A 23,154-nucleotide genomic window follows, 5' to 3' on the forward strand; every position below is an offset into this window, starting at 1 on the left:
GTGTTACTCGTGTAGGACAAAAATCGTTTCGCACTCTTTGGCTGACCCAGTAAGTCAGCTGATTTAATGCCATGCAATTTGTCGGTTCTGGGAATAAGGGAAGCGCATTTTTGCGCCGTAAATGGACACTATTTGAACATAGGTACGAGAAAATTTTATGCCGTCAGCAGCATATCAGCCGCATGCGCACGGAATTTTTCCGGGGCCATGCCGGTGTATTTCCGGAAGAATCTGGCGAAATAGGATTGATTGGTAAACCCCAGGTCGTAGGCGATTTCCTTGATACTCAGTTCATGATGAAAAAGCGTCCGTTTGGCCTCCGCCAGCAGGAGGGTGTACACCAGCTGGCTGATAGTTGTATTCATTTGCTGACGGAGCAACTCATTGATCCTCTTGGGTGTAAGTCCCAGTTCTTTGGCGTAAAATGTCGCCGAGTGGTGCTCTTTGAAGTTTTCCTCCAGAAGCCGAAGGACATGAATTACGCGGTGATCTTCGCTTAGCGCAATTGCCGGATTTTCGGTTCTGAAACGGTAAATGTGCGTCAGAAATGCAGTAGTGTATTTTAGTAAAAGCGGAATGTTGATACGTCCCTTGTATTCAAGGACAATGAGTTCGAAAAGCTGATGGAGGGGTTGCACCATGTCGGGCGGAATGGCCGTGCCTTCGTTATGGATCGGTAAAAAAAGCTGCCGGAAATGAAACTCCTCGATTCGGTCGAAAAACTCGGATGAGAATACAATCACGCGCGCTTTGGGGACTGTTGCCGAGGGAATAGCGTGCAACTGGTTGCTGCCAATCAGATAAACATCGTCTTTGCGAATAGGAAATGGCTCAAAATCAACATAGTGCAGGCCGCCGTTTTCTAAAAACCAGACAATCGCATAGAAATTGATCCGGTGTATACTCCGGTGATCACCAAATACCGCGCCCTGGTCGGCTGCTAGAAAATGCAGATTAGGAAGATCATGAACCGGATAATCGTTTACCTCAACAGAATATTTCATGATTAGCCAAGGGGCACTTCAGATGGACAGATAACACACGCAGCTGCCGTGTACTTAATCCTGACTACTCCGTAACCGTTGCAATTACCCGCTGGTAGCGGGTGAGGGCAGGGGTGCCGTTGTCGGTTACTTCCAGAATCAGGTGAATGGTGTTGCCTGGTTTTGCCTCCTTCGGAACCACGAACGACGCTTTTGCCGAATTGGCTGTTTTCAGGTCCACCTGTCCACGGTAGCTGTCCACTTCTTCATACTGCCACCAGCGATATGTAACGGCGTTACCATCGGGGTCCGTCGCCGAACCACTGAGGGTAACCGTCTGCCCCGGTTTGACGGTCAGGTCGTGGGCGTGATTGAGTTTGGCTACCGGCGGGTGGTTGGCTTCTTTGGCTGGTTTTATGCACCAGTCGGCGCGGGCGGCAAAGTCGTTCTGCAGAGCAGGAATCCAGCGCACCTGCGGGTATGCCGTTTCCTCTTTCTTTGTGTAGGGGTCGTAATCCGTTACGTCTTTGCCGTCTTCCCAGCGGTAAGGATTGGTTTTTGACTGTACCATCCGGCCGCCCCAGCCACCGTACGATACGTCTTCTTTACTGCGCAGGCCCACATCAATCAGGTAGAAAAACGCCGGGGAGTCACCTTCTGAAATGAAATCGTACTGACTCCGGTTGTATTTCTTTGCTTCGGCCATATCACCGTGCGTGTGCTCCGGGTCGCCGGGCAGTTGTTTGCCATCGCCCCAGAGGTAATAGGCGTCAAGCAGCGGGCCGTGGTTGCGGATATTCTTGGCAAACCAGTTTCCGTCCAGGTAGGTCTGCAACTCGGTGGGTACAACGCGGGGCCAGAGGTAGGCAAAGCTCCAGAACTGATCGGAGTTGTAGAGAACTTTGATACGGGGCCAGTTGGGCGCGACGTATTTCTGGTACGTAGCGTCCTGGTCCAGTACAGCGTAGATAATGGCTTTGTCGGATACTTTCTGCTGGATTTTCGCCCAATCGTCCGTCTTTTTGTACTGATCTTCAATGGATTTCAACGCACGGGCCACCGTATTGGTACCACCCCAGATTTGCAGGTAAACGGGGCTGGCATCGTCGTCGAGGAGAATCTTTTTGATGAAATCCGAGCCTTCCGTGTCTTTGTCCATCGCCCCTTCAAAATCAATATTACCCACCCGCACCAGGCTCTTGAGATGACCGGGCGTGGGGTAGCCTTTGGCGTGCTTTGTCAGGTTGGGGTACACTTGAGCGTACTTATCAATATAGCTCTCCATCCAGGTTGTGCCCGGCCAGCGCAGTTCGGTGCGTTCGCCGTAGCGTTTGGCCGTATTGTCCATTTCGGACGTGAACTTGGTACCCTTACCATCGCCTTTGTAGTGCCACTGTGAGCTGCTGTATACCAGTCCGACCAGGTCAAACTCATTGCTGTAAAGCAGTAAGCGAACAAACGTATCGACATCGTCTACTTCACCGTCAGTGGTGACGATGGTACGTGGTTTGCTGGAAGCTGGCTGGGCAAAAATTGACTGTGTAGTTACGGAAAGTAGCCCGGCTACTAACCATGTAGCGCTGATTTTAAGCATAGCAACTGATTCGGGAGTACAAAAGCTGTAAAGTGCGGTCAATTAGATGAAAAGCAGGCGAATTTGCAATTGGTAACGAAACGCCGTTGGCCGGTGAAATGGAGAAGCCAGCTTCTGTATAGGTACATAAATACCTAGAAACGTTTTTACCGCTTTATTCGTTATTCTAATCCGCCCCGGAGAAAACTTGATTGGCATGGCTGACAACACGGTTTTTCTGAGTCGTTTGGGCGGACATTTTTTTCTACCAGATAGTGAGTCCGTTTTTACGCCCACTGCCTTTTTAAGTACCCAATGGAAGCAACAAAAGAAAATCTGCAACGCTCTGAAACGCAGAGCACTGAGCGCATCGCTCAGGATTTACCCAAACGAGATGAACTCTTATTAACCCCCGACGAACAACGAATCAAGGATGCATTTCAGGATCACAACTGGAATGAAATTAAGACGGCCGATTCGTGGGTCATCTTTAAGGTGATGGCTGAGTTCGTGGAAGGTTTTGATAAATTGGCCAAAATTGGTCCCTGTGTATCCATTTTCGGATCTGCCCGCACACAGCCCGACAGTCCATACTACAAAATGACGGAAGAAATCGCGGCCAAGCTGGTGCGTCATGGATACGGCGTCATTACGGGCGGTGGTCCCGGTATCATGGAAGCCGGTAACAAAGGTGCCTTTGAGCAGGGTGGTAAATCGGTTGGTCTGAACATCAAACTCCCTTTCGAGCAGCATAGCAACATCTACATCGATCCCGACAAGAGTATCAATTTTGATTTCTTTTTCGTGCGCAAGGTGATGTTCGTAAAATACGCGCAGGGCTTTGTCGTCATGCCCGGTGGCATGGGTACGCTCGATGAACTATTCGAAGCCATTACGCTGATTCAGACGCGTAAGATTGCCCGTTTCCCGATCGTGCTGGTTGGCCGGACGTACTGGCAAGGTCTGATCGACTGGATTACGGACGTGATGCTGGGGCAGGAGCACAACATCAACCCGGAAGATATGAAGCTGATCAGCATTGTCGATACCCCCGCCGAAGCGGTACACGTAATCGACGAGTTCTATAGCAAATACCTGCTGAAACCGAATTTCTAGACTGTTATGTTTGGAGGCAGGTAGGATAACGGACAGTTAGTATCATTAATAAAAGAAACGCCCTCCATACATTGAGAGCGTTTCTTTTATTAATGATACCCGGCTTGCTCACTTACTAATTTACAATCTAATCCAACGCCAATAGTATTAACAACTGACATCAAATGATTAGTCCCGAACCGTTCATAGCATACCAGGTTTGAAGAATAGACTGTTCATAGGCAGCGTAAACATGTTTATTAGCTACTATCCAGGTGGCCTGATTAATAATCTTTACTAAATCAGAAGTAGCTTGAATATGCTGAATGGGCTTAACAACAGGCAACTCTTTGATGTCGTCATCATCAGCAATAATAGCTAAGGCGTGATAGGATGTTAAAGGAAATACAAACGTGCAACGCCCACCAAATCTAATATTGTGAACTTTATTCTCTTCGTCAATACAATAGCCTGGGTTGTCTGAGCAAATGAACTGATGATTGATCGTTGTCTTATAAATCACCCATTTCGCTGCGGTGAGTTTGTAATATACCCAAAGCCTGATCTGACTCGGATTTTCTAAATTTTCAAGCAGCGATCTATTATGGAGTTCTTTGCTAAAGTTTGGATCATTTATCCACTCATGCCGTAGGTGCTCAACTATTTGAGTAAAAAGCTCGTAAGGTACATTACGCAACTGGGCTACACTTTCTCCTAAATTCCAGCTTTGCTTCTCTTCGGCTAGAATTTTGTCAATAGAGAAATTAATACTCTGTTCGGAAAACGAGTGCTCTCTATAAAATGGATTACGCACTTTGAGATTGAAGAGGGTGACAGCTAGATCATAAGCATCCTGCGTAGATACTACTTCAGTAGGGCTTATTACCTTGTCAATCCATTTGTTAAGTTTATTTTCGTACAAAAAACCTCTATCCTCTAAGTAATTAGGCTCTGCTACTATATAACCTTTCAGCGGGTGCTTACTGCTGAACTCATAAAAGCCTGGTTGATAGCAGATCGCTGAAGGATGGAAATCCTTCAATCTTGTTTGTTTCTTACTCGCTTTGTTTGCTCGAAAAAGTTTCCCGTTTCTATTAACAAATTTCTTCAAGTACACCTTGGGCACATAATGTGAGCCGGGCGATTTAGTTTGTTGCATGGGACAGAAGAATGCAAGTTACACCTTGAATCAAGATACATCGTTTAGTCGGACAATGCTAACCGGACAAGAGTTTCGACTGTACTGACTAATCCGTACGTATCAGTAATTTACCTCACTGATTGTTCCTCAGCGAGTTACGTGCCTGGGCTGATTCGACTCTAAAACCACCCTTCGGGCTAGCTGTTAGTTTATGAGCGTTTGGATCGATCAGCAAAAATTCCGGCCCCATAACCGAATGGCCGTTGATTGCCAGTTTTTTAACCTGACACTGCTCAATATTCTTTCCGACGAGCATCATACTAATCAGTTTTGCTGATTTAGGCATGTCCGGAAGGACAACCGATGCCGAATCACCGGGCTGCAACCGGAAGTTAGCCAGCTTTAGAAACCGTTTGCGTTTCGAGTGGATATAGACCTGTAAATTCAGCGACGATGGTCTGGACGAGACAGGCGTAAATTGAATGTCCGTTAGGTCGATCGCCATCCGGCGCGATGCTACAACTGAGTCGATAAAGGGTTGCGCTACGTTTAGGTAAACAGAAAAAATGGGTTTGCTCGCCAGCGAATCGAGCCGGGCAGCGGGCTCCGACTCGCGAATAAAAACCAGTGCATCAAACGCAGTAGCTATGCTAAGTAATTAGACAAAATTAGGTTAATACAAGTATGTTTCGGTTCTTCGCTTTAAAAACAAGCTAGCTTTGGGAAAACCGCGCACTATCGAACTCCAACCCGCCGAACGGCAAGCCCTTGAACAAGCGTTTCGCAGCGACACCTCCCATGCCTTTCGCCAACGTTGCCAGATCGTCTTGTTCAAAAGTGAGGGCCGTACCTCCAAAGAAGTTGCTCAACTCGTTAAACAGCACTATGTCTCGGTCAATGCCTGGTTAAACCGTTATCAACAAGCGGGACTCAACGGCCTGCGGACCAAACCCGGACGAGGGCGTAAAGCCCTGCTTGACAAGCAAACCGATGCCACTTTAGTACGACAGGTAGTGCAGAACGAACGGCAGCGACTGAATCAGGCTAAAGCGCAGATTGAGTCTCAAACGGGTCGTTCCATGAGCCTAAAGACCTTGCAACGCTTTTTAAAAAACTTGACGGTTCTTACCGACGCATCAGACTGAGACCCAAAAGCAAACCAAATGCTGAGTTGTACCAGGTTCGTTACGAGGCTCTTAGCTTGCTGGAAGAGCAAAGTCAGGCCGGAGTTATTGACCTCTTTTACGGCGATGAATCCAGCGTCAGCGAAGAAGGATACGTGCCCTACGGTTGGCAGTTTAAAGATGAATCGGTGCATATTGAGGTCGCAAAGGGCCAACGGCTGAATTGTTTTGGGATGATTTCGCGCCAGAATCAGTTGCACTATGCGACCACAAATGGCTCTATTACATCAGCTTTTGTCGTCAACCAGTTAGAAGAACTGTCTTGGCGGCTGTCCAAACCAACGGTAATCGTACTCGATAACGCCCGGATTCATACGTCCGATAAAGTTCGCCAACGGCTTGGAGACTGGCACCAACGGGGCTTATACCTGTTCTATCTGCCGCCTTACAGCCCCCATTTGAACTTGGCTGAACGACTTTGGAAAGAGCTGAAAGCGCGTTGGTTACGGCCTGAAGATTATCAGACCAGTAACACGTTGTTTTATGCCGTCTGGTTAGCATTAGCCGCTGTGGGTCAGGAATTGTTCATTCGATTCAGCGATTTTTAGTCAAACTAATTTTGTCGCATTACTTATTACACAAGGCCACTTGTCCCTTCACCTGATCAGAAGTCCCGAAACTTAGCCGATAGTTATTGTGCTGAAACAAGCCCAGCGACCGGCATTTGTCCATCGGAAGCAAGCCGTATTGACTGTTAGTAATTCTTCCCAGAATGGTACCTATCTTTTTTTTATGCTCCGGCATACGGTTAACCTCTTTACTTGGGCCCCGGTCGAAATAACCGCGCTGTACCTCCGTGCCGATAACAAAATAATCATCGGGGTAAGCTTCGTGCAGGAAATGACCAAATCGTTTAATACGTCGGTACACAAAATCATCCCGATGATAACATTGGTGTCGCTCAACGTGCCCGTTATGGGCATCAATAATGACCAGTTTGCGGTCGGCCAAGTGCTCTCTAAGCCATTTTATATTCTCGAATATACCCAAGTCACGCGGTGCCTGCTGATCGTGAACGAAAATATCGGTAGCGTACTGGTATTGACTGAGTAGCTGGCGTTGCCAGTGCTGTTCCAATGATTCCGCTTGGTTCGTTCCCGATTGCAGTAATGAAAGTGCCTGAGCGAAGGTCTGTCGGATGAACTGATCGGGGGCAGGACCAAAATTCTGCGCGATCAGGTGAGCGGGTGTTCGGGCAATAGTACTCAGTTTATCCGTTAAGGGAGTAGACCAGTGAGCGCTTCCTTGCCGAAGCAATACGTCGGCCAGTAAACCGGGCGGAGCAACTTCAGTACCAACGAGCCAGATTCGCCGGTCGAACGGCCGGGTCCTGTTCTCGTCATGAATCCATCGGGCCAGCACGCGTGTCTCCTCGACAACTACGCCCTGGTGATCCGCCAGGTCTTGCAGCGCTTCGCCCAGCGTGCCTTCGTCGAAGAGGACGTAACGGTTCAGCGCCAGCGTCGAAGCGGTGTAGGTTTCGCCCAGCACAACAGTGCGAAAATCATCGTGTCGGCATAAATCCATCGCCACCTTCACCTGGAGCTGATTAACCTGTTTCGTGCCGTGGGTTACTTCGCCAACGGCCACAATCGATTTGCCCCGGACCAACTCACTAATAGGTTCAAACTGGGTCGTGTCCGTGAGTTGATGGTACTGAAAGGGCGTTAAAGCCTGCTGCCACTTCTGCTGTTCCAACCTTGTTGGTTGAGCAATAATCGGAACGGATACGAAAAGGAAGCATAAAGCTATAAAGAGTACACTGTTCAAAAACCGCATATATACAATGAGAAGGTTGGTATGTTCCTTCTCAACGCAACTGTATCGATTCCATATAACTGCTTTAAGTTTATTTATGAAATAAGTCGGCTTCTGGTAAAAACGAAACGCCCATCTATCTGGTGATAAATGGGCGTTTTTTTTGACTGCAAGATCAGTTAAAAAGAAATAGGCACTTCTATCAGCGTGGTATCCCAGGCAATCATCATGACTGACTCTTTCGCGTTGTCGCCAACTTTTCTGAACTGGATCGTCAGGTTTTCGACGGGCTCATCCGTCTTCTTCACCGGAGCGGTCACGCGCAGTACGTCCATGTCCTGCTTGTAGCTATAAGCACCCCACTGATCGAGGTCAGAGTTCAGAATAATTGTCCACGCCGTTTCAGTGGGAATAGCGTACAGGGCGTAAACGCCCGCTTTTACTGTTTTACCTTGAATCGTAGCGTCTTTGAGCAGTTTGATTTCCGTGGCTTCGTTGGCCCCAACCCGCCAAACCTTGCCGTAAGGCACCAGTTTGCCGAAAACTTCCCGACCATTTTTAGCCGGACGGCTGTAGATCACTCTGGCATAGCCGGTATCACCAACTTTAGCCGGAGCAAATTTGCGATCGTGGGCAAAATCGTCGGGATAATACGCCATGTCCATCGGGCTTTTATCCAGGCCCCGCATTTTCTGGGCTTCTGCCGCGAACGTAACACCTACAAACAGGCAGACAAGTAAACCAATTGATTTCATGGTTTCGAATAAGGTTGAACGGTAAGGTAAGCTACTGATATACAGGCTGACGGCTAGGCCAGAAATATCATAACAACCAATAACAATTGGCTTAGAACGGGGTTTCCTGGCTCGGATCGGCATTGCCGAAGTTGGACAGGTTGTTCGCTTTGCTCTTGAAGACACTACCGGCCGATGGCTCGGGCAATGGTCCAGAACTCCGGTCGAAGCTGCTCAGGCCGTTTGTCTCCGGACTAAAGCCCTGCGTAGCTACCGGTTCGAAGTACGAATCCAGATCGCAGAATTTTGTGTATTTGCCGACGAAACGAAGCTGCACGGTATCCAACGAACCAGACCGGTTTTTAGCGATGATTACCTCACCAATCCCTACGGTTGAGTTGCCGTTTTCGTCCTGCGTAATGTTGTAATATTCGGGACGGTAAAGGAAGCACACCATGTCGGCGTCCTGCTCGATAGATCCCGATTCCCGAAGGTCAGATAGCTGTGGTTTTTTGTCGCCCCCCCGCGTTTCAACGGCCCGGCTCAACTGCGACAGGGCAATGACCGGTACGTTCAACTCCTTCGCGAGGTTTTTCAAGGCTCGCGAAATCGACGCAATTTCCTGTTCGCGGTTCCCACCACCCTTGTTTGACGAATCCCCCGACATCAGCTGGAGGTAATCGATGACGACCATCTGGATATCGTGCTGCGCCTTCAGACGGCGGCACTTGGCCCGCAGTTCCAGAATGGATAGGGCAGGGGTGTCGTCGATGAAAATAGGCGCTTCAGTCAGGCGCTGGATCTTGTGGTGCAACTGGGTCCACTCGTGGGGAGCCAGCGTTCCTTTCCGGATCTTCTCCGAATCAATCTCCGCTTCCGCCGAAATAAGACGGTTGACGAGCTGCACCGACGACATCTCCAGCGAGAAAATAGCTACGGGTTTGCCGTGGTCAACAGCCGCATTTCGCAACGCTGACACAACAAATGCCGTGTTGTGCGTCACGGTCATATCCTCAAGGAGAAACAGCCGATTGCCGTCGATAGAGAAGCCGTAGTAATCGTCAACTTTATCGTATTCGACCTGGATACCCGTCACACGCCAGTCGGCCCGGCGTGGATTCGCCCGAGCCCGAAGTGGACGAGCTTTCTTTCGCTCAATCCTGACTGGAATAGAATCCAGGTTACCGAAGATACGTAACCGATATACCGTGCAGGTGTATCCTATTGACGCGATGGAAGCTTGTTTTTCTTTAAGCGAACACCGGAAGCCCAGCGTATCGCAAAGGTATTTTAGCTGTTCTGCCAGAGCTTTGTTCTTCTGCGTGATTTCGTAGCAGTTGAACGCTGCCTGATAATGGCCGTCGCTGTCAACAAGGCCCGCCAGCAGTTTAAGCCGGTTCTCAGTCGAGTTAATCAGGTACTTCTTGGGAATGTGCTTGTTCTCAATGACAGCGAGATTGCGAAGCTGGGACTGTACACTACTGGTAGAGCGACCACCCCGCTGGCCAGCTGTGATGGCGTAGTTCGGTGCTTTGCCAGCCTGCTGGTACGTCATTAACTGGCTGTCCAGTTCTGTGGCGTACTCCTGCAGGTAGTCAATAACTTCGGCGTCTGTATTCGTCAGGCGGGAGCTGTAGGAGTGCCCGTCGCCAAGCCATAGGCCGACAAAGTACGGATCGAGCGGAAGCTCCTGTGATGGGAATTCAACCGCGACTTTATAGCCCTTGTAATTGGTCTTGAACTTATTGGATTTCGTTAGGTAATCACGAACCGTAATGTTCATTACGTCTCCTTTGTGGTGACCGCCTTCCGTCCGTGACCGTTTGAGCGATAGGATATGGCTCTCGTTAACTCGATAATCCATCCCCTTATTCTGCCGAATCCAGTACATGCGTTCCTGCCCGCGGGCAATCGACAGTACTCGGCGAGGAGTTGAATCATCACCCATCAGCAAATCGCCTTCCTGTACATCTTCAACCTTACGTAGTGAACCGTCAAACATAACGACCTTGGTTCCCTTGCCCAGACATTTGCCCATGGCAGGACGTGCCGCCAGAATGATTAATTCCGTGGGCTGCCAGCCGGACGTAACGCGGTCGAGGTTGGTGAAGCCGGATGGAACGCCGGTGAGACCTTCCTGGTTTTTCTTGGTCTCCAGTTCGTTCAGCGCCATCCGGACGATGGTGCTCATGTCGGCGTAATTCTTCTTGATATTCGATTCCGAAATCTTGAAGAGCGATTGCTCCGTGCGGTCGAGGAGCTCGAATACGTCGGTGGTGTCCTCATAGGCATCCCGCAGGATGGTTGACGACATGGCGATGAGCGCCCGTTTCAGCGCCTGCTCCGATACAATCCGGGCGTGGTACTCAATGTTGGCCGCCGAGTTAACCCGGAAGGTCAGTTCTGATACGTAGCCACCCCCGCCAACGAGTTCGATCTCGCCGGTTTTGCGGAGCTGCTGCGTAACGGTAAGCAGATCAATGGGGTCGGAGTTGCCGAACAGCGTCAGGATTGCGTTATAAATCCGCTGATGCGCTTCTTTATAGAACGTCTCCGGCTTGAGAATGTCGACGACCGACGAAAGGGCATCTTTCTCAATCATCAGCGCGCCCAAAACCGCTTCTTCGAGGTCCAGTGCCTGAGGGGGCAGTTTGCCAAGTCCCGTGTCAAGCCAGTGATTACCAGCCTGCTGACGGCCTCCAGCATAAGCTGAGGGTTTACGAAGGTGTGCGTTGGGGCGTGCGTTGTTCTCCATTTGTCTACTGCAAGTTTACGCAATATTGGCCCCTCAAGGCAAGCACCTTCGGCCCGGAAGAAAGGCTAAAAAAATGCGAAACGACGTAACATTCTGGTAATGTAAAGATTACGAAAGTGCCCGAAAGAAAATAGTCGGAATAACTTTTTTTAGCCATTATCCGAATGTATTTTGGGGATTGTTCTAAAGGGGGTGTAGCGCTGCTTCACGAAAGTCTTTGTTTAGAAGCGCCTTTCCGTAGTACTACGGAAAGGCGCTTCCATAAAGGAAAGGTTACACAGGTCCAGGTTTTTCAACGGGGTACTGTTTTGCCGGGCCTTAAACAAATGCTTCTTGATACGACAAGAACGGCGGCATTGGGTGGCCGGATCGAGGTACGTTCACGCCCGGCTAGGGCTGGTATTGAGCTTATGGACAAGCTTAACGAACGAGAAGAAAGGTAAATAGTCAGCACTGTTCATTCCCCGTGATTTTCTTTACGTGTTACCTATCAAACTGGCCGATAGCTTCAAATTTTTTGAGGGTTATTTTTCTAAATCCGATGACAATTCGTCTGGTGAGTAGTATTACTATTCAGTCAGAACGTAGACTAATTAAAACGGTCTTAAAAATAATCGTCAGATTGATATAAAGGTAACGTAATGTGCTGACTAACAGGTTGTAATTCATAAAGCGCCTTGATTGTAAACTTTACTAAACTGGATAGGTTATATCTTCCTGAGGAGGTTGACTCCCGAGTTCAGAAAATACGTAAGTAGCCTTACGTTCGGGTTAGCAGAGAAAGCATATCCTGTCTCCAAATACGAAATGTTGATGAACCAAAAGCCGAGATTCAACAGTTTAGCTATGGTACACACAGTTGACTACATCTGCCTGTGTACACGACATTCGCTGCGTCATGAAAAATAGTTGGTTCATCGCCATCCTCGGTCTTTACTTTTTGTCCGTTGCCAGCGCTTCTGCGCAAAAAAATTCTGATTCGCTGGCCAGGCAGGCTTATCTGTCTGATTGCGTGCAATACGCTCTGGAAAACCAGCCTCTGATTCGTCAGTCCCTTATCGATCAGCAGATTGCCGATCGTACCGTTAAGAGCAATCTGGCGGCCTGGTATCCACAGATCAACGGGGGATACAATCTCCTGCACTATCTGAAACTTCCGGTAACCCTGATTCCCGACGCCGTCACCGGCGAACGGCGGCCCGTCGCGCTGGGAGCTCAGAATACATCAACGGTATCTTTCTCGCTGAACCAAGCCATTTTTAACCGGGATGTATTACTGGCGAGCCGGACAGCTGACGTATACCGTACGCAGGCCAGCCAAGCTACCGTCAATAACAAGATCGATGTAGTCGTCAACGTTAGTAAAGCCTTTTACGACGTCATTCTGACGCAGCGCCAGATCGAGATCCTGAGCGAAGATATTGTTCGCTTGCAGCGTAGCCTGCAGGACGCTACGAATCAGTATCAAAGTGGGGTGGTCGACAAAACTGATGCCCAGCGGGCCAGAATTGCACTCAACAACACACAGGCGCAAAAGAAACAGTTTTCCGATCTGGTCGGGGCCAAGTTTCAGACGCTTAAGCAGCTGATGGGTTACCCGCCCACTTCTGTGCTGAACCTGACGTACGATACGTTGCAACTGGCCGCTGAAATTAACCTGGACACAACCCTGCTGGTTAATCCCAGAAGCCGGATCGAATACCAATTGCTGCAAACGCAGGGCCAGTTGCTGGAAGCTAACGTACGATACAACCGCTGGGCGTATTTGCCCACGGTGAACGCTACGGCCAATTACAATTTCCTCTACCAGAACAACATTTTTCCGCAGCTGTATAATCAGACGTTTCCAAACTCACTGATTGGACTCACTGTAGCACTGCCCATCTTTCAGGGCGGGCGACGAGTCCAGCAGACAAAAATTGCCGAATTGCAGGTGCAGCGTCTGAACTGGGATCTGGCAGCGCTGACCAGTAGTATCGATGCCGAATACGCAACGGCGCTGGCTACCTACAAAGGCAGTCTGGCAACCTATCAGGCCCTGCGTGAAAACCTGGCGCTGGCCGAAGATGTGTACCGTATCGTCAACTTACAGTACCGGTCTGGCGTAAAAACATACTTGGACGTAACCGTAGCGGAGGCCGATCTGCGCACCGCCCGGCTTAACGTATTTAACGCGCTGTATCAGGTACTGATCAGCAAACTGGACGTACAGCGGGCGCTTGGTCTTATTCAGGTATAATTAATTCTTCGGGTACGAATCAGGCGACCCGCAACCGCAGACATGCAATCCTATCAGTTATTACCACTCAGCTCCATGAGAAGCGCTTTATTCAAGTCCCCGTCCATACTTGTGATGGTTGGGTTGCTGACGGCCTGTGGCGGCAAAAAAGACGACCAGAAACAGGCTGCTCCCCCGCCTACTGCCGTTTCTGTTGCCAAAGCCACCAAACAGACGGCAACGTATTACGACAATTACCCCGCCACGGTAACGGCTCTGCGCGAGGTAGAAATTCAGCCGCAGGTATCGGGAAATATTACCGGTATCTTTTTTGACGATGGGCAGCGGGTCAGACGGGGGCAAAAACTGTATTCCATCGATCCGCAGCAGTACCGTGCCAGCTACGACCAGGCCGTTGCGAACCTGAACGTACAGAAAGCCAACCTGGCCCGGGCGCAGAAGGACGCCGACCGGTACACAACGCTGGCCCAGCAGGATGCTATTGCCCGGCAGGTGCTGGATAACTCAACCGCCGAGCTGGAAGCCGCTAAACGGCAGGTCGACGCAGCCCAGGCCGGCATCCGGCAGGTGGGAACGAACCTGAAATACACCACGATCTTTGCACCAATGGACGGCACAATCGGCATATCGCAGGTACGTCTGGGAGCCGCCGTTGGACCGGGTGGAGCGGTACCACTGAACGTTGTCTCGCAGGACGATCCAATTTCAGTAGACATCCAGGTTGACGAATCTGACATCAGCCGGTTCTTGATGTTGCAGAGTCAGAAGAATAATTCCCGCGATTCCACATTTGTATTTGAACTGCCGGGTGGCGAACGGTATAAGTACCCTGGCAAGATTCAGATTGTTGACCGCGCCGTTGACCCTCAGACGGGTACGATCCGGGTGCGGGTATCTTTCCCCAATCCTGAACATCGTCTTCGGGTAGGGCTGAACGGCAACCTCCGCATTCGTAACAGTACCAACCAGCCCCAGTTGCTGATTCCCTACCAGGCGGTAACCGAGCAGATGAGCGAATACTTCGTATACGTCGTAGGTGACAGCAGCAAAGTGACACAGAAGAAAGTCACGCTGGGCTCGCGCATTAACGAGAAGGTAATCGTGAAAGATGGCCTCAAAGAAGGCGAAGTTGTGGTAACCGAAGGAACCCAGAAAGTACGCGAAGGCGCGAAGGTAAAAGTATCCAATGAGCGAAAGAGCGAATAAGCGAAAGAGCGAATTCTGCTGTGCTAGTCACCCTGTCGCTCTTTCATTCTTTCGCTCTTTCGTTCTTTCACTCTTTGATTCATGTTCGCAGAAATATTTATAAACCGGCCGGTAACGGCCATTGTGTCCTCCATCGTCATTCTGGCGCTGGGGATTCTGGCGCTGCTGACGCTGCCCGTTAGCCAGTACCCCGATATTACCCCCCCGGTGGTGCAGGTGACGGGTACCTACACCGGGGCTGATGCCCAGACCGTAGAGCAGACGGTGGTAACGCCTATCGAGACGCAGGTGAACGGTACGCCCGGCATGAGCTACCTGCAAACCAACGCCACCAACGACGGCCGGATGAGCATGAACGTTACGTTCGACGTTGGAACCGACGTGAACATTGCCGCCCTGGACGTGCAGAACCGGGTGGGTATTGCCCAGCCGCAGCTACCCGAAGAAGTTACCCGACTGGGGCTGATTACCCGGAAGCGGAACCCATCGCTGTTTATGCTGGTGGCGATTTTCTCCCCGAATGGCACCCACAACGTATCGTTCATGGACAACTACGCCAACATCTACATCAAGGATGCGTTGTTGCGCGTAAAAGGGGTAGGGGATATTTTCAGCCGGGCCGATGATTTCAGTATGCGGATCTGGCTGAAGCCCGACAAGCTGGCCCAACTGGGTATGACCGTGGAAGAAGTAACGGCGGCCCTGCAGGAGCAAAACCTCCAGATTGCCGGTGGTTCCATTGGCGCCCCCCCCCAGCCGAATACGCAGGCCTTTGAATACACGGTCTTTACCAACAGCCGGCTCAGCAAAGAAAAAGACTTCGAAAACATCATCGTGCGGGGCGATCCGGCGCGGGGATCACTGGTGTATCTGCGGGACGTGGCGCGGGTGCAGCTGGGTAAGTTCTCTTACGTTAGTAACTCCTTTGTTGATGGGAAACGGGCGTCGTACCTGCTGGTGTATCAGCTGCCGGGCTCCAACGCCCTGGATACGGCCGAAGGGATTTACAGCGCCATGGATGAGCTGAAAAAGACGTTCCCGAAAGACATTGAATACGTTGTGCCGTTCGAATCGGTATCGGTTATTCAGGTGTCGATTTCGGAGGTGATCCACACCCTGGTCGAAGCGCTGGTGCTGGTAATCCTGGTGGTGTTCCTGTTCCTGCAAAGCTGGCGGGCGACACTGATTACACTGCTGGCCATTCCGGTATCGATTATCGGGACGTTTGCCCTGTTCATACCCCTCGGGTTTACCGTCAATACCCTCACGCTGTTTGCGTTCGTACTGGCCATCGGGATTGTGGTGGATGATGCCATTGTGGTGGTGGAGGCCGTTCAGGTAAATATCGACAAGGGCATGTCGCCGAAGGATGCGACCCGCGAAGCCATGCGGGAAATTTCCGCACCGGTTATCGCCATTGCCCTGATTCTGGCGGCCGTGTTCGTGCCAGTTGGATTCATCCCCGGTATTGTCGGGCGATTGTACCAGCAGTTTGCCATTACCATTGCCGTATCGGTACTGATCTCCGCCTTCGTGGCGTTGTCGCTGACACCGGCGCTGTGCGTCCTGCTATTACGGGAACAGCACATCGACGAAAACGCGAAAGGGCTGGATAAATTCTTTTACAAATTCAACCAGTGGTTCGAGAAGGTAACGAACTCGTATTCAAATGCTGTCCAGCGGTTGATCAAGGCAACGCCCCTCGTTATCGTGGGTCTGATTGTTGTCTACATCGGCACAGGGCTGCTGTTTAAGTACAAACCATCGGGCTTTATTCCGACCGAGGACGAAGGACGACTGATCGTTACGTTCGAAATTCCGGAAGCCTCATCGACGCAGCGAAGTCTGGCGGTTATCAACAAAATGATGGGCATCCTGAAGGAGCAGCCGTACGTGAACCACTTCTCCGCGCTGGGTGGTCTGAACGCGCTGACGTTTGCGTCGAAATCGAACAGCGGTACGGTCTTCATTCAGCTCAAGCCCTGGGACGAACGGAAAGACAGGGGTATGCAGGCCGACTCGCTGGTGGGCAAACTCCAGAAAGCGTTTGCTGGTTTGAACGATGCCCGGATTCAGGTCGTACAGCCGCCCGCTATTCCTGGTTTGGGTCAATCATCGGGTTTCACCTTTGAGATTCAGCAGCGGCAAACGAACGACGATGTACAGGCATTCGATAATGTCGTACAGAACTTCCTGGCTGAAGCCAACAAACGGCCTGAGATCGGCCGGGCATATTCCTACTTCACAGCCAAAACACCCGCTTATCGGGTAGAGGTCGACCGGGAAAAAGCCAAGAAACTGGGCGTATCGGTTAGTACCGTTTACCGAACGATGCAGACATACCTGGGTAGCCAATATGTCAACGATTTCATCATCTATGGCCGTAAATTCCGGGTCGTTGCCCAGGCTGATACATCGTACCGAATGGATGTGAAGAACCTGGATAAGTACTACGTGCGTAATTCGGGCGGTCAGTTGATCCCGATCAGTACGTTGATAAAAACCAGCGTTATCGAAAACGCTCCGTTAATTTCGCACTTCAACCTGTTCCGATCGGTGGAATTGAACGGGTCGGCCAAGGAAGGATTCAGTAGCAGCCAGGCAAACGAAGCGTTGCAGGACGTAGCGAACAAAGTGCTGCCTCAGGGATACTCCTACGAGTTTGCGGGGCTAAGCCGCGAGGAGATCAACGCCGGTAGCAGCTCGGTGTACATCTTTATGCTGTCAATTGGCTTTGTCTTCCTGTTCCTGGCGGCTCTGTACGAAAGCTGGTCGGTACCGTTCTCGGTACTCCTGTCGGTGCCAATCGGTGCCTTGGGCGCTATCCTGGCGCTGACGCTATTCCCGTACCTGACCAATAACATCTACGCGCAGATCGGTCTGATTACGCTGATTGGTCTGGCGGCCAAGAACGCTATTCTGATTGTGGAATTCGCGAAGGAACGCGTCGACAAAGGAGAAGACCTGCTGGAGTCGACCATCGAAGCCGTCCGGCTCCGTCTTCGTCCGATCCTGATGACCTCACTGGCGTTTATTCTCGGTGTGTTCCCGCTGGCCATTGCCAGTGGTGCCGGGGCGGTCTCCCGGGTAACCATTGGCCGTACCGTACTGGGCGGGATGCTGGCCGCTTCGTCGCTGGCTATTTTCGTCGTGCCGGTACTCTACGTGGGCATTACCCGACTGGCTTACGGCAAGAAAGGACTGGAGGAACTGAAAGCGAACGCTAAGAAAAACGAGGAAGATAAGAAATCCGGTGAAGCTGGCGCGCAGCCACAGCACAGCTAATAGGTTTACCAAAGAATTGGTTAGGAGGGCCCGTCTGGACGTTATATCCAGACGGGCCTTTTACTTGGTAGCAGGCTTGGGCAATAAGGGTAATAGGCTGTTTTTCAGTAGGATTGTGGCGATATATTTATGAACCTTCATCAACGATCAGACGTTATAATAAGACATCCCTGACTCTACAAATGCCTGATTTTAACCCTGCTTATATTCTGTATACGGCCGACGCCATGAACGACCGGGGTGAAGCAGTACTGGCTAATTTTCCGCAGGCCGAAACCCTGGAAATCAAGCAGCACAACCGCCTGCCTGACCTGGGTTTGAATCATTTCAAGGTCAAGTCCGACGTACTGGTGCTGGGGAAACTGAAATCGCAGGTGATCAAGTGGAGTGGTCGCAGTTCCGATTTTATTGCGCCCAGCTTGGCCAATGGATGCTTTGGCGGTTGCGCTTACTGTTACGTTGATCGCCACAAACAGGTGAACCCCATTACGCTGTTTACAAACGTCGACGAGATTATGGCGACGCTGGATACGCACGTCATGAGCCAGCCGTGGCCCAAAGCCGGTAACCAGACCGACTCGCAGTTCTATACGTACGACATCGGCTGTAACTCCGACATCTCGGTCGATTACAGCCTTTCGGAAGGGATTCAGCAGACATTTTCTTTTTTTCGGGATCATCCCCGCGCCAAAGCTACATTCGCAACGAAGTTTGTCAACCCGGACATGCTGGCTTTCGACCCGCAACGGAAAGTACGTATCCGATTTAGTCTGCTGCCCGCCTACGTGAGCAAACTGGTCGACGTGCGGACCGACTCGGTGGAAAAACGGATTGCGGCTATCAACGACTTCTACGACGCAGGCTACGAAGTGCACGTCAATTTTTCGCCCGTGATCGTGTACAGCAGCCCCGATGGTGACCGTAAACAGTGGCGTAACGATTACCGGGAGTTGTTTCGCCAGTTGGATGCCACGCTACGTCCGGAGGTAAAGGCACAGATGAAATGTGAAGTAATTTTCCTGACGCATAACCAGGGCCAGCACCAGGCTAATCTGGCGATTAACCCCAAGGCTGAGGAACTGCTCTGGGTACCCGAAATTCAGGAAAATAAGGTCAGTCAGTATGGCGGCTGGAACATTCGGTACGATCACCAGCTCAAGGCCAAAATGATTGCCGTTTTTGAGCAACTGGTTCGGGAAGAAATTCCCTGGTGCGGCATCCGGTACATCTTTTAGTTTCCTGATTAAAAGCGCCGTTTGTTGAGGCTTGCGTCAACGCTGTAGGCTCCCGGTCCGAGGAGTAGGATAGCGATGAAAATCAGTATGAACAGCCCATTCTTTTCACCATCTCCGAAAAGGGCTCCACCGTGGGCGAGAAATAGCGCCGTCAGCATTGTTATAATCAGGGGGACAGTGGCCAGGCGGGTAAACAAGCCAAACAGCAGAAGCAACGAACAGCCTAATTCGGCCGACATGGCCAGGATCAACGAGACTTTCGGCCCCAGTCCCAGAAAGCTGACAAATTGAGACTGCATGCTCTCAAACTTAGTAAGTTTCTGATAGCCATGCGGAATCATCAATATAGCGGCACCAAGGCGCAGCACTAACAAGGCTGCATTTACAGCGCTGGCAGTATAGCGGGTTGATACGAATTGACTCATAATGAAGAGAATATAATAAAGGATTGGTAAACAAAAACGGTCACTTCGTTGAGAAGTGACCGTTTGGGTAATACGTTAATTAGTTGCTGTGCCCGCCTTTGCTACCTCCCGTTGAACTACCAGCACTGCTGGAGCCTTTCGAGTGTTTGCTGCTTTTGTGCGAGGTCGAACTGCCGCCCGATCCGGTGCTACCGTGCTGGGTTCCGTTGCCGTCCGTTCCGGCTTTCTGATCTTTGTATTCTTCTTCTACTTTCTCCAGGGTTTTGTCTGCCATGACGTTGAGTGTTTATCGTAATCGTTGTTGATTAGTCGATAAAATAACTCAATTAAGTAGGCCGGTGTTTACAAAAACAGGGCTTTTGGTAGAAACCAGGCCGCGGTTTGATGAAGTGCCATAAAAATCCGCGGCCTGGTTTCTACCAAAAGCCCTGAAAACTAAGAGTTAGGCGGCAGCCTTTTATTAACTCCTCGTCAGACTTCTTCCAGCGGCCCGATATGGACAGGGCTCAGCTGTTCCATTTCGTCGGGCTGATAGAGCCGGGATCGGATCAGAAACCGGACACCCAGCGGAATTTCAAGCGAGAAGCTGGCTCCCCGGCCCGGCGTTACGTCGACGGTAAGATGCGTGTGCTGCCAGTACTCAAACTGATCGCCCGACATCCAGAAGTCGCAGCCGTGAATCTTACCCAGCCAGACATCCGACGAGCCAATGATAAAATCTCCCATGGCATAACACATGGGCGACGACCCATCGCAGCAGCCGCCACTCTGGTGAAACATCAGCGGGCCGTGCTGAGCCCGGAGCTGATCAATAACGTCGGCCGCAGCCGGCGTGAGGTCGATGCGCGTGTTCAATTGTGAATGAGCGATTGAGTGAATGAGTGAATAAGCTGGCGCGAACAAAGCCGGTGTCAGCCTATTCGCTCAATCACTCATTCGCTCATTCACAAGTGATTAAAAGAATCCTAATTTGCTTTTGCTGTAGGAGATCAGCAGGTTTTTGGTCTGCCGGTAATGGTTCAGCATCATGTGGTGGTTCTCCCGACCAAAGCCTGATTTCTTGTAGCCACCGAACGGGGCGTGAGCCGGATACTGGTGGTAGCAGTTCACCCACACGCGACCTGCTTCGATCTGACGGGGAATCTGGTAAAGCTCGTGCGCGTCCCGCGACCAGAACCCCGCGCCCAGTCCATACAACGTATCGTTAGCCAGCGAGAGAGCTTCATCGGCGTCTTGGAACGTCGTAACCGAAACGACCGGCCCGAAGATTTCTTCCTGGAAAACGCGCATCTTGTTGTTACCCTTCAGGATGGTAGGCTTGATGTAGTAGCCCGAATCCAGGCTGTCGCCAACCAGCCCCGCCGGACCACCGCCCGTCAGCACTTCGGCACCTTCCTGCTTGCCAATATCGATGTACGACAGGATTTTTTCGTACTGGTCGTTACTAGCCTGCGCGCCCATCATCGTATCGGGGTCCAGCGGGTGGCCCAGCTTAATGGCTTCGGTACGTTGAATTACCCGCTCGATGAAGCGGTCGTACACGCGCTCATGAATCAGCAAGCGCGATGGGCACGTACAGACCTCACCCTGGTTGAGGGCAAACATAACGGCACCTTCCACGCATTTATCGAAGAACTCATCGTCGGCGTCGGCAATCGACTCCATGAAAATGTTCGGCGACTTACCACCCAGCTCCATCGTGACCGGAATCAGGTTTTCCGACGCGTACTGCATGATCAGTCGACCCGTAGTCGTTTCGCCCGTAAAGGCCACTTTGGCCACCCGTTTCGACTGCGCCAGGGGTTTGCCAGCTTCAGGACCAAAGCCGTTGACAATGTTGACAACACCATCCGGAATCAGCCCTTCCAGGATTTCCATCAGCACCAGGATGGACGTTGGAGTCTGCTCGGCGGGTTTCATCACCACGCAGCAACCCGCAGCCAGAGCCGGTGCCAGCTTCCAGGTCGCCATCAGCAGCGGGAAGTTCCAGGGGATGATCTGGCCCACTACGCCGATAGGTTCCTTAATGATCATCGAAACCGTGTCTTTATCAAGTTCGGCTACGGAACCTTCTTCGGCTCGGATTACCCCAGCGAAATAGCGGAAATGGTCGACACAGAGCGGTAAATCGGCCGCCAGGGTTTCGCGGACCGCTTTGCCGTTGTCGACGGTTTCAACGCGGGCCAGAAACTCCAGGTTCTGCTCGATACGGTCGGCAATTTTAAGCAGGATGTTGCTACGTTCGGTCGCTGAGGTTTTGGACCAGGTTTTAAACGCTTTATGGGCTGCATCGAGGGCTAGTTCAATATCGGCCGCTTTCGATCGGGGGACCCGGGAGACAACAGAATTATCGACTGGCGAGTAGTTCGTAAAATAATCACCGTCAATGGGGGCAACCCATTTACCGCCAATGTAATTTTCATACTGGGATTTGAATTCAGGCCGGGGCAGGATTTTGCTGGGCGCTTCTAGGGTTTGCATTTTGGAAAGAGGTTTTAGAATGGTTGATTGATTTTTTTACAAATTTTGCTGTAATTGTTCAAGTGTTGTTGCGTCAGAGTCTCATAAACTTGCGTAAATGTCTCATATTGAAGCAGCCATGAAAAAGAAGACCGAAGGAGGAGGACAAGCTGTTAGCGCCTGGGGAAATGAGATTTCAACCCTGGTGGAGAACAAACTGACGCTTCACCATGATGCGGCAGAACTGCACATGTACGAGACGTTCCAGATGGCAGACCTGGTGAAGTTGCGGTTTAACGCACCCGTAATGACGACCATGCTGACGGGACGCAAAGTGATGCACCTGCCCGATATGGATCCGTTTAATTACCGCCCCGGCGAGTCCCTCCTGATGCCGTCGGATCGGTTGATGCAGATCGATTTTCCGGATGCTACGACCGATGAACCAACCCGCTGTCTGGCGCTTACAATATCGGATGAATTGATTCGGGAGACCGTAGCGGAACTGAATGAGCAGGTGCCACGCGTTGAATCGTCGGACGAATGGCTATTAAACACGGATAATTACCTGATGCAGAATGATCCGGAAATCAGCTCCCTGATCGATAAGCTGATCCGGCTCTTTCGGGAGAACAATCCCTTCAAGCGATTCTTCATCAAAAATACCCTGCGGGAGCTGATCATCCGGCTGTCGCAGACGCAGATACGTACGGGACTTCTGGGCAATACGGGTAAACACCTGACAACAAACCGGCTGGCGTACGTGATCGCATTTATTCGCGAAAACCTAAACCGGGCTTTGTCGACCGAGGAACTGTGCGACAAGGCGTGTTTGTCCAAATCCCATTTTTTCCGCCTGTTCAAAAGCGAGATTGGCGTATCGCCAGCGCAATTCATTCTGACCGAACGTATTCAACGGGCCAAAATCATCCTAAGCGATCCGGCCAAAAGCGTAACCGACGCCTGTTATGAATCGGGCTTCAATAGCATCACGCACTTTAGCAGTGCCTTCCGGTCAATAGAGCACGTTGGCCCCCGCCAGTTCAAACAACAACTTTTTCGGGCAAACTGATTGTATACC

General features: G+C 51.0%; 19 protein-coding genes. 8 read left to right on the forward strand and 11 right to left on the reverse strand.

Going from position 1 to position 23,154, the window contains the following annotated elements; genetic code table 11:
* Positions 1-155: 155 nt before the first annotated feature.
* Positions 156-1,004 carry a helix-turn-helix domain-containing protein gene (locus tag HU175_RS14945; RefSeq protein ID WP_176567358.1) on the reverse strand — a complete coding sequence of 283 codons (849 nt, stop codon included), beginning with the start codon at positions 1,002-1,004 and terminating at the stop codon, positions 156-158.
* Positions 1,005-1,068: 64 nt separating this feature from the next.
* A complete protein-coding gene (locus HU175_RS14950; protein WP_176567359.1) occupies positions 1,069-2,577 on the reverse strand; it encodes a DUF1593 domain-containing protein in 1,509 nt (502 codons plus the stop codon).
* Between the two features lie 294 nt (positions 2,578-2,871).
* On the opposite strand from HU175_RS14950, the gene HU175_RS14955 reads away from it, so the two are divergent.
* Positions 2,872-3,672, forward strand: coding sequence for a TIGR00730 family Rossman fold protein (locus HU175_RS14955; RefSeq protein WP_176567360.1), 801 nt, complete (start codon positions 2,872-2,874; stop codon positions 3,670-3,672).
* A 160-nt stretch (positions 3,673-3,832) separates the two neighbouring features.
* Here HU175_RS14955 and HU175_RS14960 read toward each other — a convergent pair whose 3' ends face one another.
* Together HU175_RS14960 and HU175_RS14965 are read right to left on the reverse strand one after the other, a co-directional pair.
* Complete coding sequence (locus HU175_RS14960) at positions 3,833-4,810, reverse strand: DUF4238 domain-containing protein (RefSeq protein ID WP_176567361.1); 978 nt, start codon at positions 4,808-4,810, stop codon at positions 3,833-3,835.
* Between the two features lie 115 nt (positions 4,811-4,925).
* Entirely contained in the window at positions 4,926-5,297 is a 372-nt protein-coding gene (locus HU175_RS14965) for a hypothetical protein (protein ID WP_176567362.1), read from the reverse strand.
* Positions 5,298-5,511: 214 nt separating this feature from the next.
* On the opposite strand from HU175_RS14965, the gene HU175_RS14970 reads away from it, so the two are divergent.
* Positions 5,512-5,937, forward strand: a complete 426-nt coding sequence (locus tag HU175_RS14970; RefSeq protein ID WP_176567169.1) for a helix-turn-helix domain-containing protein — start codon at positions 5,512-5,514, stop codon at positions 5,935-5,937.
* Complete coding sequence (locus HU175_RS14975; RefSeq protein WP_228724426.1) at positions 5,934-6,524, forward strand: IS630 family transposase; 591 nt, start codon at positions 5,934-5,936, stop codon at positions 6,522-6,524. Before HU175_RS14970 ends, HU175_RS14975 begins: the two co-directional genes overlap by 4 nt.
* Positions 6,525-6,543: 19 nt before the next feature.
* Here HU175_RS14975 and HU175_RS14980 read toward each other — a convergent pair whose 3' ends face one another.
* The 3 genes from HU175_RS14980 to dnaB all read right to left on the reverse strand — a co-directional run bounded on the left by HU175_RS14980 (position 6,544) and on the right by dnaB (position 11,223).
* Positions 6,544-7,674: an erythromycin esterase family protein gene (locus HU175_RS14980; protein ID WP_176567363.1), complete on the reverse strand. Its 1,131-nt coding sequence runs from the start codon at positions 7,672-7,674 to the stop codon at positions 6,544-6,546.
* Between the two features lie 239 nt (positions 7,675-7,913).
* On the reverse strand, positions 7,914-8,489 hold the full coding sequence (locus HU175_RS14985; protein ID WP_176567364.1) for a DUF2911 domain-containing protein: 576 nt from the start codon (positions 8,487-8,489) through the stop codon (positions 7,914-7,916).
* Positions 8,490-8,580: 91 nt separating this feature from the next.
* On the reverse strand, positions 8,581-11,223 hold the full coding sequence (gene dnaB / locus HU175_RS14990) for a replicative DNA helicase (RefSeq protein ID WP_176567365.1): 2,643 nt from the start codon (positions 11,221-11,223) through the stop codon (positions 8,581-8,583).
* A gap of 898 nt (positions 11,224-12,121) precedes the next feature.
* Here dnaB and HU175_RS14995 point away from each other — a divergent pair.
* The 4 genes from HU175_RS14995 (at position 12,122) to HU175_RS15010 (ending at position 19,188) form a co-directional block, all read left to right on the forward strand.
* Positions 12,122-13,462 carry a TolC family protein gene (locus tag HU175_RS14995; protein ID WP_176567366.1) on the forward strand — a complete coding sequence of 447 codons (1,341 nt, stop codon included), beginning with the start codon at positions 12,122-12,124 and terminating at the stop codon, positions 13,460-13,462.
* Positions 13,463-13,537: 75 nt separating this feature from the next.
* On the forward strand, positions 13,538-14,668 hold the full coding sequence (locus HU175_RS15000) for an efflux RND transporter periplasmic adaptor subunit (RefSeq protein WP_176567367.1): 1,131 nt from the start codon (positions 13,538-13,540) through the stop codon (positions 14,666-14,668).
* 81 nt (positions 14,669-14,749) lie between these two features.
* Positions 14,750-17,953: an efflux RND transporter permease subunit gene (locus HU175_RS15005; protein WP_176567368.1), complete on the forward strand. Its 3,204-nt coding sequence runs from the start codon at positions 14,750-14,752 to the stop codon at positions 17,951-17,953.
* Positions 17,954-18,135: 182 nt separating this feature from the next.
* The gene (locus HU175_RS15010; RefSeq protein WP_176567369.1) at positions 18,136-19,188 is read left to right on the forward strand and encodes a spore photoproduct lyase family protein; all 1,053 of its coding nucleotides are present in this window, start codon (positions 18,136-18,138) and stop codon (positions 19,186-19,188) included.
* Positions 19,189-19,196: 8 nt separating this feature from the next.
* Here HU175_RS15010 and HU175_RS15015 read toward each other — a convergent pair whose 3' ends face one another.
* From HU175_RS15015 to HU175_RS15030, 4 genes are all read right to left on the reverse strand, one after another.
* Positions 19,197-19,613, reverse strand: a complete 417-nt coding sequence (locus tag HU175_RS15015) for a DoxX family protein (RefSeq protein WP_176567370.1) — start codon at positions 19,611-19,613, stop codon at positions 19,197-19,199.
* 79 nt (positions 19,614-19,692) lie between these two features.
* Complete coding sequence (locus HU175_RS15020; protein WP_176567371.1) at positions 19,693-19,887, reverse strand: hypothetical protein; 195 nt, start codon at positions 19,885-19,887, stop codon at positions 19,693-19,695.
* 197 nt (positions 19,888-20,084) lie between these two features.
* A complete protein-coding gene (locus tag HU175_RS15025; protein ID WP_176567372.1) occupies positions 20,085-20,468 on the reverse strand; it encodes a DUF779 domain-containing protein in 384 nt (127 codons plus the stop codon).
* Between the two features lie 99 nt (positions 20,469-20,567).
* Entirely contained in the window at positions 20,568-22,094 is a 1,527-nt protein-coding gene (locus tag HU175_RS15030) for an aldehyde dehydrogenase family protein (RefSeq protein ID WP_176567373.1), read from the reverse strand.
* A 118-nt stretch (positions 22,095-22,212) separates the two neighbouring features.
* Between HU175_RS15030 and HU175_RS15035 the strand changes: the two genes are divergently transcribed.
* On the forward strand, positions 22,213-23,145 hold the full coding sequence (locus HU175_RS15035) for an AraC family transcriptional regulator (protein ID WP_176567374.1): 933 nt from the start codon (positions 22,213-22,215) through the stop codon (positions 23,143-23,145).
* Positions 23,146-23,154 lie beyond the last annotated feature (9 nt).

It is taken from the genome of Spirosoma sp. KUDC1026 (assembly GCF_013375035.1).
In the GTDB taxonomy this organism is placed as follows: Bacteria; Bacteroidota; Bacteroidia; order Cytophagales; family Spirosomataceae; genus Spirosoma.

Coding starts and splice junctions, on each gene's coding strand:
- HU175_RS14945 (WP_176567358.1), bottom strand. CDS start 1,004: ATGAAATATTCTGTTGAGGTAAACGATTATCCGGTTCATGATCTTCCT.
- HU175_RS14950 (WP_176567359.1), bottom strand. CDS start 2,577: ATGCTTAAAATCAGCGCTACATGGTTAGTAGCCGGGCTACTTTCCGTA.
- HU175_RS14955 (WP_176567360.1), top strand. CDS start 2,872: ATGGAAGCAACAAAAGAAAATCTGCAACGCTCTGAAACGCAGAGCACT.
- HU175_RS14960 (WP_176567361.1), bottom strand. CDS start 4,810: ATGCAACAAACTAAATCGCCCGGCTCACATTATGTGCCCAAGGTGTAC.
- HU175_RS14965 (WP_176567362.1), bottom strand. CDS start 5,297: ATGGCGATCGACCTAACGGACATTCAATTTACGCCTGTCTCGTCCAGA.
- HU175_RS14985 (WP_176567364.1), bottom strand. CDS start 8,489: ATGAAATCAATTGGTTTACTTGTCTGCCTGTTTGTAGGTGTTACGTTC.
- dnaB (WP_176567365.1), bottom strand. CDS start 11,223: ATGGAGAACAACGCACGCCCCAACGCACACCTTCGTAAACCCTCAGCT.
- HU175_RS14995 (WP_176567366.1), top strand. CDS start 12,122: ATGAAAAATAGTTGGTTCATCGCCATCCTCGGTCTTTACTTTTTGTCC.
- HU175_RS15000 (WP_176567367.1), top strand. CDS start 13,538: ATGAGAAGCGCTTTATTCAAGTCCCCGTCCATACTTGTGATGGTTGGG.
- HU175_RS15005 (WP_176567368.1), top strand. CDS start 14,750: ATGTTCGCAGAAATATTTATAAACCGGCCGGTAACGGCCATTGTGTCC.
- HU175_RS15010 (WP_176567369.1), top strand. CDS start 18,136: ATGCCTGATTTTAACCCTGCTTATATTCTGTATACGGCCGACGCCATG.
- HU175_RS15015 (WP_176567370.1), bottom strand. CDS start 19,613: ATGAGTCAATTCGTATCAACCCGCTATACTGCCAGCGCTGTAAATGCA.
- HU175_RS15020 (WP_176567371.1), bottom strand. CDS start 19,887: ATGGCAGACAAAACCCTGGAGAAAGTAGAAGAAGAATACAAAGATCAG.
- HU175_RS15030 (WP_176567373.1), bottom strand. CDS start 22,094: ATGCAAACCCTAGAAGCGCCCAGCAAAATCCTGCCCCGGCCTGAATTC.
- HU175_RS15035 (WP_176567374.1), top strand. CDS start 22,213: ATGAAAAAGAAGACCGAAGGAGGAGGACAAGCTGTTAGCGCCTGGGGA.